The 10,732-nt window shown below is 69.7% G+C and carries 9 protein-coding genes; 6 read left to right on the forward strand and 3 right to left on the reverse strand.

Annotation, left to right across the window (positions count from 1 at the left end; all coding sequences use genetic code 11):
* Nucleotides 1-519 precede the first annotated feature (519 nt).
* Entirely contained in the window at nt 520-672 is a 153-nt protein-coding gene (locus tag A1QA_RS15750; protein ID WP_154652235.1) for a hypothetical protein, read from the forward strand.
* 148 nt (nt 673-820) lie between these two features.
* On the opposite strand, the gene A1QA_RS0105225 is transcribed toward A1QA_RS15750, so the two are convergent.
* Complete coding sequence (locus A1QA_RS0105225) at nt 821-1,144, reverse strand: transcriptional regulator (RefSeq protein ID WP_026048711.1); 324 nt, start codon at nt 1,142-1,144, stop codon at nt 821-823.
* Between the two features lie 4 nt (nt 1,145-1,148).
* Nucleotides 1,149-1,634, reverse strand: coding sequence for a hypothetical protein (locus A1QA_RS14940; protein WP_154652236.1), 486 nt, complete (start codon nt 1,632-1,634; stop codon nt 1,149-1,151).
* 235 nt (nt 1,635-1,869) lie between these two features.
* Between A1QA_RS14940 and A1QA_RS0105235 the strand changes: the two genes are divergently transcribed.
* The 5 genes from A1QA_RS0105235 to A1QA_RS0105255 all read left to right on the forward strand — a co-directional run bounded on the left by A1QA_RS0105235 (nt 1,870) and on the right by A1QA_RS0105255 (nt 7,262).
* The gene (locus tag A1QA_RS0105235; RefSeq protein ID WP_017177870.1) at nt 1,870-2,163 is read left to right on the forward strand and encodes a type II toxin-antitoxin system RelE/ParE family toxin; all 294 of its coding nucleotides are present in this window, start codon (nt 1,870-1,872) and stop codon (nt 2,161-2,163) included.
* A gap of 26 nt (nt 2,164-2,189) precedes the next feature.
* Nucleotides 2,190-3,251 (forward strand): ImmA/IrrE family metallo-endopeptidase, encoded by a 1,062-nt coding sequence (locus tag A1QA_RS0105240; RefSeq protein ID WP_017177871.1) that lies wholly within the window; start codon nt 2,190-2,192, stop codon nt 3,249-3,251.
* 243 nt (nt 3,252-3,494) lie between these two features.
* On the forward strand, nt 3,495-4,577 hold the full coding sequence (gene serC, locus A1QA_RS0105245; protein WP_017177872.1) for a 3-phosphoserine/phosphohydroxythreonine transaminase: 1,083 nt from the start codon (nt 3,495-3,497) through the stop codon (nt 4,575-4,577).
* 46 nt (nt 4,578-4,623) lie between these two features.
* A complete protein-coding gene (locus A1QA_RS0105250; RefSeq protein ID WP_017177873.1) occupies nt 4,624-5,820 on the forward strand; it encodes a phosphoglycerate dehydrogenase in 1,197 nt (398 codons plus the stop codon).
* Between the two features lie 62 nt (nt 5,821-5,882).
* A complete protein-coding gene (locus tag A1QA_RS0105255) occupies nt 5,883-7,262 on the forward strand; it encodes an MFS transporter (RefSeq protein ID WP_017177874.1) in 1,380 nt (459 codons plus the stop codon).
* Between the two features lie 24 nt (nt 7,263-7,286).
* On the opposite strand, the gene A1QA_RS0105260 is transcribed toward A1QA_RS0105255, so the two are convergent.
* A complete protein-coding gene (locus tag A1QA_RS0105260) occupies nt 7,287-10,688 on the reverse strand; it encodes a PPi-type phosphoenolpyruvate carboxykinase family protein (protein WP_026048712.1) in 3,402 nt (1,133 codons plus the stop codon).
* Between the last annotated feature and the right edge of the window lie 44 nt (nt 10,689-10,732).

A 10,732-nucleotide genomic window follows, 5' to 3' on the forward strand; every position in this document is an offset into this window, starting at 1 on the left:
CTGGGCCGCGCGCGAGCCGCGCTGCCGCGCTGCGGACCACTGACCGGCGGGTCGGGCTGACAAGCCCGGCCCGCCGACTGCTGCTTGCCGTGGGTTCGGCACGCTCAGCCGACGATGGCCGGATCAGAATCCGCGTCGTTTCAACGTTTCTCTGATCGGGTTCCGAGGTCGGCGGGTCTCCCGTGTGCATTTCCTGCGGCGATGCACACGGGAGAGTTCGCAGCGACGCGAGACGGAATGCGGTACGTTGGAATCATGCGGAATCTGCGGAGGCGCTGCCAACCTGAGCGTGCCGTGCCATCGCGCTGCCGGCACGCGTGCCCCTGCCCGCGCATGAGGGCCAGTGCCTTGGGGCGCATGACGGTGATCGCCTGCCGGGCATGGGACGAAAAGACCTGTATGCGGGAGCACAATGGGGCCGTGACCGCGCCGGCGGTCAGGATCGAGGCTCCCATGCCATCTCAACCAGCCTCCCGGCCCACTCTCCGCCCGCACCCGGGTCTCTGGGGAACCCCGCAGATGAGGATGCTCAGCGCGTGGGCCCTCGTCTGCTGCCTGAGTTACGCCTTCCTCCCGCAGAGCTGGCTCGGGACTGTCCGCTGGGTGCTCTTTGTCGCGCTCGCGGCCATCGTCGGCCGGATCGTCGCCCTGCGCCTCCGCCGCCGCCATTGACGGGCGCATCGCTACGGCGCCGCCGCGCCTCAGTGGAGTTTTCACTCAAGGAACCCGGCGCTCACTGTAGGAACTGACGCCCTCACTGTAGATAGTGAGGCCTTCAGTGATGCGTGGCGAGGGTTCGCTCGTTCGGACGCATCGGGGCTCAGTGCGCGCCGTCGGCGCCCGAGCGGATGATCTCCTCCAAGGCGGCCAGGTGCGCTTGGACGGCCTTGCGACCGTCCTTGGTCAGGCTCGCCCAGGTGATCTGGCGGCGGTCATGACGATCGGGCGACCTGTCCTTGCGGATCTCGACGTAGCCAGCATCGGATAGGACCTTGAGGTTCTTCGACAGGGCAGCATCGCTGATCGCCAGGATCTCCTTGAGAACCCCGAACTCCAGTTCCGCGGTTCGCAGCAGCGAGCAGATGCGCAAGCGGGTCGGCGAGTGGATGACCTCGTTGAACGCTGGCGCGGTACCTCTAGGCACCGTCTCACCTCCCCTGCGCGAGGTCTTGGCGCAGCGCGTTGTCGTACAGGTGGCCGAACACCACGACGGCGCCGGCCACCACCACAGCCGCGCCCACGGCCCACCAGGAGGACAAGTGGAGCAGATTGGCTGCCAGGGCGGTGCTCAGCCCGGCCATGACGATGGTCATGGCCACGGCGAATTGGTGTCTGCTGTGCGGTCCCGGGAAGGATTGGATCGAGACCCCGCAGCGGGACTCGTAAGAGCGCAGGGACAAGAGCATGAGGGTGACGCAGACGGTCACAATCAGCGCCGAGAACATTGGCGGAAGAAGCCCGAGGGCAAGCGTCTCCGTTGCGGCCAGTCCACCCATGACAGGGTGGTACCACGCGGGTGTCGCCACGCGCGCGGCCAGGTCGGACTGGTCGGCACCCAGCGCCCTCAGCGTCTGGCGCGCCTCAGCGGCGTTCACGGACGTGTCGTCGCGGGACTGGGGCAAATTATTTTCCATGTAGGCAAGTCTCTCAGATGACTTGCCTACATGGCAAGTGACTGGAGCCTGAGCGATGGGGTGTGTTGCGGCTTGGTGCTTGCCAACGGAGATCGCTGCTCTCGGTGCGCGACTTCGTGCTGAGGATCTGCGCCGCCCGCCGTGGAGGGGCGGATAGAACCTCTCAGGCAAGCTGTGACCCGAACGCCACCCTCTAATCTGAAAGATTCGTTACGAATCGGGTAACATAGTACGCATGGAGGTCAGGTACGCGGATCGCAAGATCCAGACGATCTGCACCAACGAGCGCCAGATGAAGCGCCAGCTCGACGCGGCCGTGGCCAAGAAGCTCCGGCTGCGCATCACCGAGCTGTACAACGTCGAATCGTTCGCCGGGCTCCTCCACGGCACCGGTAGATGGGAGCAACTGACCGCAGATCGTGCTGGGCAGTGGTCCGCACGGCTCGGCCGCAACTGGCGCCTCATCGTCGTCGACGAGGGCGGCACCCCTGTGGTCGCTCTCGTGACCGACATCGTCGACTATCACTAATCCACCGCACCCCGAGGAGGGCCGTCATGACTCACTATCCCGACTACATCGTGCCCACCGGAGACTTCGTCGCGGAGTGGATGGAGGATGAGGGCGTCAACGCGGCTGAGCTCGCCCGCAGGCTCGACGTCTCCCGCAAGCATGTGAGTGAGCTCCTCCACGGCAAGGCGCCGCTCAGCCACGACCTCGCGCTTCGGCTGGAGAACGTGACGGGCGTGCCCGCCAGGATCTGGAACCTTCACGAAGCGGGCTATCGCGAGGCTCTGGCCCGTCGGCGCGCGGCCGAGGACCTGGCGGGGCAGTTCGAGCAGGCCAAGGCCTTTCCCCTCTCCTACCTGCGGAAATCCGGCGTGATTGCCGCTGGTGCGAGAGACAAGGCTGGCACGGTGAAGGATCTGCTCCGCTTCTTCGAAGTCGGTACTTTCGACGCCTTCCAGTCCACCTGGGAGAAGGGCTCTGTGGCTTATCGGCGTTCCGCAGTGGGGCGCGACGACGCACCCGCCCTGGCAGCCTGGCTCCGGCTCGCTGAGCGCGACGCTCACATGGACTCGCTCGCCGGATATGAGCGGTCCCGCGTGGAATCAGCGCTTCCCGACCTTCGGAGGCTCACCGTCCTTCCGCCAGCCGAGGGCGTCCGTCAAGCGCAGCAGCGACTGCGGGAGTGCGGCGTCGTCCTCGCCCTTGTCCCAGCCGTGCCAGGGCTGGGGATCCATGGCGCCACCCGGTGGATCGGCGGCCATCCAGTGATCCAGCTCTCCGGATTGTGGAAGAGCGACGACCAACTGTGGTTCACGCTCTTCCACGAGATCGGGCATGTCCTCCTTCACGACCCCAAGGGCCTCTACCTCCAGGGAGTGGAGGGCGCGATCGAGGAGGAGGCGGACGCCTTCGCCGCCCGGCTCCTCGTTCCAGAGGACTACGCCGAGCGTCTCCCTCAGCGGCGCAGCCTCGCGGAGGTCAAGCGCCTTGCTGAGGAACTGGAGGTCGCTCCCTCCATCATCCTCGGGCAGGCGCAGCGCCGCACTGGTGATTATGCCTGGGGCCATGACCTCAAGCGCAGAGTCGACATCGCGGACATGGTGGCTTGAGCATCTGGATCGCCGAGCCCGGCCTTGGCCTGTCTCGCCGACGGGTGCGCTGAGCACCTTGGGTTGCGTTCTCCCCGCACCCCACGGTGCTGCGCGCAACCACCGGTGCGGGAGGCACCCCACGATGCTCGCCGCGCCCAACCCGCCACCCGCACCACCCTGCCGTCGCCCGGGCCTCCTCGCGCCCGGCCCCCTCGTGGACTGATGACGCCCGCATGGCGCGTCCATGGGCATACTGGCCCCATGCGCGTCCACAACTTCTCCGCAGGCCCCGCCCAACTCCCCCTGCCCGTCCTCGAGCGCGCCGCCGCCGAGCTCACCGACTGGCGCGGCACCGGCATGTCGGTCCTGGAGGACTCCCACCGGGGCAAGGACTTCGTCGCCTGCGCGGCCGCGACCGAGGCGGCCTTCCGCCGCGTCGCCGCCCTGCCGGACAACTACCGCGTCCTCTTCCTGGCCGGCGGCGCCACCGGCCAGTTCTCCGCCATCCCCGCCAACCTCGCCGCCCCCAGCGCCACCGCCGCCTTCATCAACACCGGCCAGTGGTCCACCAAGGCCGCCAAGGAGGCCACGCGCCAGGGCCTCAACGTCGCCACCATCGCCGACGAGTCCGCCTCCCACTACACCACCACCCCGGACCCCGCCTCGCTTGCCGTCCCCGCCGACGCCGCCTACCTCCACTACACGCCCAACGAGACCATCGGCGGCGTCGAGTTCCCCTACATCCCCGACTCCGGCGACATCCCGCTCGTCGCCGACTTCTCCTCCACCTACCTCTCGCGGCCCGTCGACTTCTCCCGCTTCGGCGTCGTCTACGGCGGCGCCCAGAAGAACCTCGGCCCCGCGGGCCTGGCCGTCGTGCTCGTGCGCGACGACCTCCTCGACCGCGCCCGCCCGGACGTCCCCGCCATCTGGGACTGGAGGACCATGGCGGCCAACGACTCCATGCTCAACACCCCGCCCACCTTCTCCATCTACCTCCTCGGCCTCATCCTGGAGTGGATGGAGGAGCAGGGCGGCCTGGAGGCCATCGGCGCCGCCAACGAGGCCAAGGCCCGCTCCCTCTACGAGGCCATCGACTCCTCGGACTTCTACGCCAATCCCGTCGAGCCGCGCTCGCGGTCCTGGATGAACATCCCCTTCACCCTCGCCGACCCCGCCCTCGACGCCGACTTCCTCACCGGCGCCGCCGACGCGGGCCTGGTCAACCTCAAGGGCCACCGCAGCGTCGGCGGCATGCGCGCCTCCATCTACAACGCCATGGGGGCCGACGGCGTCGCCGCCCTCATCGACTACATGGCCGAGTTCGAGCGCGCCCACGCCTGAGCCAGGCGCCTCACCGACACCCTCGATCAGCACATACAGGAGAACCATGAACGCCCCCGTGCCCCCCAAGCCCGAGCGATTCCGCATCAAGACCCTCAACGCGATCTCTGGCGCGGGCCTGTCCCGCCTGCCCGACGAGCGCTACGAGGTCGGCGGCGGCGTCTCCGAGCCCCACGCGCTCCTCCTGCGCTCCGCCAAGCTGCACGGCACCCCCATCCCCGACTCCGTCCTGGCCGTGGCCCGCGCCGGCGCCGGCACCAACAACATCCCGGTCGACGAGTTCACCGAGCGCGGCGTCCCCGTGTTCAACACCCCCGGCGCCAACGCCAACGCCGTCAAGGAGCTCGTCCTGGCGGGCCTGTTCATCGCCTCGCGCAACCTCATCCCCGCCGCGCGCTTCGCCCACACCCTCACCGGCGACGTCGCCGAGATGGCCAAGGCCGTCGAGGCAGGCAAGAAGCAGTTCGTCGGCTTCGAGCTGCCCGGCCGCACGCTCGGCGTCGTCGGCCTGGGCGCCATCGGCGTGCAGGTCGCCAACGCGGCGCTGGGCCTGGGCCTGCGCGTCATCGGCTACGACCCGGCCATCAGCGTCGAGTCCGCCTGGCACCTGAGCGCCGAGGTGGAGCGCGCCGAGTCCATGGAGGAGGTCTTCAAGCGGGCCGACATCCTCACCGTCCACGTCCCGCTCCTGGAGTCCACGCGCGGCCTGGTGTCCACCCAGCGCGTCGGCCTCATGAAGGAGACCGCCGTCATCCTCAACTTCGCCCGCGCCGAGATCGTCGACGAGGCCGCCGTCGTCGCCGCCCTCGACGAGGAGACCCTGGGCGGCTACGTCTGCGACTTCCCCTCGCCGGCCGTCCACAAGCACCCCCGCTGCATCTCCCTGCCGCACCTGGGCGCCTCCACCAAGGAGGCCGAGCGCAACTGCGCCATCATGGCCGCTAACTCCCTGCGCGGCTACCTGGAGGACGGCCAGATCCACAACTCCGTCAACCTCCCCGAGGCGGTGATGGCCCGCGCCGAGGGCACCCACCGGCTCGTCATCGTCAACCGGAACGTGCCCAACATGGTCGGCCAGGTCTCCACCCTCGTCGCCGGGCACGGCCAGAACATCGCCAACCTGCTCAACAAGTCCCGGGGCGACCTCGCCGTCACCCTCGTCGACGTCGAGGGCGACCCCGCCCCCGGTGTCCTCGCCGAGCTCCTCGCGATCGACGGCGTGCTGTCCGCCCGCTGCGTCTGAGCCGCGGGCAACTGCCGGCCTAGTCCCGCCCGCCCGCCCCGCGGATCGGGCAGGATGGAGGAATGCGGCTCGTCGGCGACCTGAAGGACCTGGGGACAACCCGCGCCTTCCGCATCCTGCTGGGCGTGCGCCTCATCTCCCAGACCGGTGACGGCCTCGTCCAGGCTGGCCTGGCCACGCTGTTCTTCTTCGCGCCTCAGAACATGACCAGTGCGGCCGGGGTGGCCCTCGCCCTGGTGGTCATGCTCCTGCCCTTCAGCATCGTCGGGCCCTTCACCGGGCCCTTCATCGACCGCTGGCGGCGTCGCCAGATCATCTTGTACGGCAACCTGGCACGCGCCGGCCTCATCGGCGCGACCGCCGTCGCGCTCTACCTGGCCGGGATCGGCCCGGTGGTCTACGTCCTCGTGCTCGTGGTCATGGGGATCAACCGCTTCCTCCTGGCCGTGCTCTCCGCAGGGCTCCCCCAGATCATCAGCCCCGCGCGGCTGCTCACCGCCAACTCCATCGTGCCGACCCTCGGGGGCGCCGCCAGCGCTATCGGCGCGATCATCGGCGTCGTTCTGCGCCTCCTCCTGCCCGCGGGCACGGCGCAGGACACTGCGAGCCTGCTCAGCGCCGTCGCCATGTACGCCCTGGCCGCGCTCCTCGTCACGCGCCTCGCCCCCGGGGAGCTCGGCCCCTCGCGGCTGCCCAGCAGCGCCGACGACGGCGCGCCCGCCCCAGCAGGGCCCGCCCCAGGAGGGCCCGCCCCGGCTCTCAGCACCCGGGCTGCTGACGGCGCCAGCACGCTCGGCGCCGCCCTCACCTCGACAGCCTCTGACCTGGCCGCCGCGATCCGCTACCTCGTGCGCCGCGGCACCCCCGCTCTCGCACTGGGCACGATGGCCCTGCACCGCTTCGTCTACGGCATGGAGCTCATCACCATCATCCTGGCCAGCCGCAATCTCCTGGCCGCCGACGGCGATGCCGACGCGGGGCTGGCGAACTTCGGGGCCCTCATGGGGGCGATGCTCGCCGGCCATTTCCTCGCCGTCATCCTCACCCCCATCGCCCATGAGCGGATCACGCCCGCCGCCTGGGTCGTCACCTGCCTCCTCGGCGGGACGGCCGGGCAAGTGCTCATCGCCGCCACCCACGCGCGGATCCCCTTCATGGTGGGGCTCTTCATCTTCGGGGTCGGTGTGCAGAGAGCGAAGATCGCCGTCGACACGATCGTCCAGTCGGATGCCGCCGACGCCTTCCGCGGCCGTGCCTTCTCCATCTACGACGTGCTGTTCAACACCGCCGAGTGCCTCGCGGCCGGCGTCGCCGTGCTCATCCTCCCCGACGGAGGATGGTCGCGGCCCGTGCAGATCGGCCTGGTGGCGATGGTGCTCGCCGTCGTCGCCGGCTACCGCTCCGGAGTGCGCGCCCTCGGGGGCCGCCCCCGGCCCGCTTAGAGGGTCAGGGGCGGCTCTCCCTTCTCAGGCCAGATCGGGCTGGAGGCCGAGCGTGCCCACGAGCGAGGCCCGGTAGGCGTCCGAGCCCACCCGCTCGCGCCAGGCGCGGGCCGCCGCGAGCCGGGACTCGACACCCAGGCGCTCCACCGGCACCTCGTTGCCCTCGGTGGTGAGGAAGCGCGTGAGGCCCGCGATCGCGCCGTCGGCCACCGCGACATCCCGGCGGACCTTGGCGTCCACGCGCGCGGCGTACCAGTCGGAGGCGAGGATCGCCTCGCGGTCGAACAGGGCCCGGAACTCCGGGCTCGCCAGCGTCCAGCCCTCGCGGGAGACGCCGTCGGCCATGATCTCCAGCAGGGCGCGCAGCGGCGGCACCGCCTGCTCGATCGAGCCATCGGCCACGTACTTGCGGGCCACCACCTCATGGGTGGTGACGATGACCTCGATGGAGTCGGCGAAGACCTCCGGGTCCTGCAGCTCGGGGCGCAGCATCTCCTTGGTGAAGACCACATCCGGGTGCAGGAAGATCCGCCCGAAGAACGTCGAGGCGAAGGCCTGGTTCATGCGGTAGCCGAGGCGCGAGGCCTGGATGGTGCGCCCGTCGAAGACGTAGTCCTCCATCTTCTCCAGGTAGCCCGCCTCGATGAGCCGGTGGGCGTCGCGCTCGTCGGGCTCCATGCGGGAGAAGATCTCCGGGACGAGCATGGAGATGTCGTGAGCGACCTTCACCTTCGGGCCGATGTAGCCGGCCGAGGACAGCCACCCGTCGTAGCCGCTGAGCGCGTAGGACAGCAGCGCCGCGTTGAGGTCGTAGACCGGGGGAAGGGCGTTGAACGGGGACTTCGTCAGCGCGCCCTCGCTGCCCGCGCCCGTCGTCGACGGCGACTTGCCGGTCATCGAGGAGATGAACTCCATGAACAGCTCGGGCAGCTCCATGAAATGCAGGGGGTTGTAGGCGCACAGGGCCGGCACGCCCGGCTCCGGCGGGTTGTTGCGCCGCCCGGCCGCCACCACATCCACGCTGTGGCGAATCGGCTCGTCCAGGGGGACACCGGCGTAGAGGTGGCTGGCCAGCTCGGCCAGGCGCACATGCTCAGGCGAGGCGATATCCGGGCGCACCTGCAGGTAGCGCGGGTTCTTCGTGGGGGTGCCGCCGACGAGCCGGGGATTCGCGGTGGACACCCAGTAGGTCTCATGGCCGGCGTCCGGGCCGTCCGGCAGGGCCGCCGCGCGGCGCACCAGGTCCTGCATGGGCTCGGTGAACTCGGACAGTCCCGGGGCGTCCTCCGCCATCGCTCGGGCGTCCGCCGGGGTGAGCGGCTGGAAATTGGAGATGAACAGGCCCGTGCCGGACATGTCCGACTCCGTCTGCTTGTCATAGCCGCGCACGATCGCGTCATCGGGGCGCTGGAAGAGCAGGCTCTCGCAGTTGGTGACGTACTTGCGGCTGAGGCCTGTGGCCTCCCCTGCGTCGCCTTCCAGGGCGGGGGCCACCGTCGAGGCGGTGATGTCATCCTCCGTCTGCACCTTGGCCGCCGCGGCGAAGTCCGGGCGCAGCGAGAACAGCCGCCAGGCGCCGTCGTCATCGAAGCCCACGCGCAGCATGTTCACCTTGACGGTGTCCCCGTCCAGGCGCAGCGAGTTGGCTTGGCGCCCGTTCATGACCCCCACGGAGAAGTGCGAGCGCCAGTCGCCGCCCCACTCCGGACGGTAGTAGCGCTTGACCGTGAAGATGAGCTCCTTGATATGGGCCGGGATCGACTCCAGGAACGCGTTGTACTCGGCCGTGTACATCTCCGACGGCGTCAGCAGCTTGATGACACTGCCCAGGCTGCGGCGCTCGGAGAGGATCGGCCGGTGGTCCGAGCTCTTGTTGGCCTCGTCGACGAAGCGGTCGGTGTAGTCGCCGTCGAGGATCTCCTGGACGGCGTCGAAGTCCTTCTCGACGTCCGCGATATAGGCCTCGCCGAACACGAAGGCGTCGAGGATCGACTTGGAGATCTCCGACTTCCCGCCGCCCGAGACCGTGGCCGGCTTGTGCAGCTGCGTGTGCCAGGGGGCGGTGCCGATCATGTGCCACTGCTTGGGATTGCCCACCGCTGCCTTGCAGTGGACCTGGTATCCCGACGGCGTCACGTAGGTGCGCCCCGCCAGCAGCGGGATCGAGTGCTCGCCGGCGTCATCCGCCCACTGGATCGTGCGGGTGAGCATCGAGTAGAACGCCCCGCCGGGCACGAGCACGACGGCGTCGTCGAGCAGGTCGCGGGCGTGCCCCTCGGGCAGGAGCTCGAAGCGCCCGGGGTTGGCCTCCATGACCGCGGCGACCGTCGTGCCCTCGGGCGTGTGGACGTCGCGGAACTCGCGGCCCAGGTCGTAGCGCGGGAAGGCGATCGCGCCACCGGCGTGCTCCTCCTCCACGCAGCCGAAGAGGTTGGCCGAGTACCCGATCTGGGTCTTGACCTCCTTCTTGCAGTAGCCGAAGTAGTTGTCCGCGATGACGGTGACGATGACGCCGCGCTCGTCGCGGGCCACGCACTTGAAGGCCTTGCCGCCGTTGTAGAGCTCGTCGGCGGACTGGTAGCACATGCCGTCGCGGCGCTGGCGCTCCGTGGCCTCCTCCCACGAGGGCAGGCCGAGCTCCTTCTTCGTCAGGCGGGTCAGGTGCGGGGCAAGGATGACGCAGCCGGTGTGGCCCGTCCACGTGCCCGGCTCCAGGGAGGCGTCGTTCTCCGGCAGGTACGGGTCACCGCCGTTGCCGAAGATCCCCTCGACGAAGTCGAGGTTGGACACGAGCCCGCCCGGGGCGATGAAGCGGATCTCCATGGAGCGGGCGTCGGAGAAGCCCGGGACCTCCGGCACGACGATGGGCCGCAGGAGGAGGGACACGAAGCAGTGGGCGCGCTCGGCCTGCGGGCGATCGGCCGTCCAGGGCAGGGCGAGCAGATCGGCCGGGGCGTCGACGGCGCGCTCCAGGAGGCGCCCGAAGACCTCCTTGGGCACGGCGATCTTGTCGTCCGGAATGGGCAGGCCGCCCTCGGCCACGTGGAAGACGCCCGCCGTCGTGCGCCGGTCATTGCGCGGGTTGTGCAGAACCCCTTGCAGGACGCGGTAGGACTCGACGTAGTCGGAGACGAAGCGGTTGCCGTCCGCCGGCAAGGACAGCGCCTGGGCGATGCCGGGCTGGTCGAGGACGAAGGTGGCCCGGGGCAGGCGCGCGCTGGTGCCGGTGCCGGTGCCGGACAGGTAGGAGTCGAGGAAGTCCTGGATGCGGTGGTCCGCCGCGCAGTGGCGGTTGGCCAGGCGGCGGGAGAGCTCGCGCTCGCGGGCGATGATCGGGGAGACCAGCTGGTCGATCTCCGTGGACGTGGCGCCTGTGGGGCCGGGGATGCCCAGGAGCTGGAGTCGCAGGGAGATCGCCGCCCGCATGGCGTCGGTCGGGGTGGTGAGCGCGGTGGCGGGGAGCGGAGCGG

It is taken from the genome of Actinomyces timonensis DSM 23838 (assembly GCF_000295095.1).
In the GTDB taxonomy this organism is placed as follows: Bacteria; Actinomycetota; Actinomycetes; order Actinomycetales; family Actinomycetaceae; genus Actinomyces; species Actinomyces timonensis.

Coding starts and splice junctions, on each gene's coding strand:
- serC (WP_017177872.1), top strand. CDS start 3,495: ATGCGCGTCCACAACTTCTCCGCAGGCCCCGCCCAACTCCCCCTGCCC.
- A1QA_RS0105240 (WP_017177871.1), top strand. CDS start 2,190: ATGACTCACTATCCCGACTACATCGTGCCCACCGGAGACTTCGTCGCG.
- A1QA_RS0105235 (WP_017177870.1), top strand. CDS start 1,870: ATGGAGGTCAGGTACGCGGATCGCAAGATCCAGACGATCTGCACCAAC.
- A1QA_RS0105250 (WP_017177873.1), top strand. CDS start 4,624: ATGAACGCCCCCGTGCCCCCCAAGCCCGAGCGATTCCGCATCAAGACC.
- A1QA_RS0105255 (WP_017177874.1), top strand. CDS start 5,883: ATGCGGCTCGTCGGCGACCTGAAGGACCTGGGGACAACCCGCGCCTTC.
- A1QA_RS15750 (WP_154652235.1), top strand. CDS start 520: ATGAGGATGCTCAGCGCGTGGGCCCTCGTCTGCTGCCTGAGTTACGCC.
- A1QA_RS0105260 (WP_026048712.1), bottom strand. CDS start 10,688: ATGCGGGCGGCGATCTCCCTGCGACTCCAGCTCCTGGGCATCCCCGGC.
- A1QA_RS14940 (WP_154652236.1), bottom strand. CDS start 1,634: ATGGAAAATAATTTGCCCCAGTCCCGCGACGACACGTCCGTGAACGCC.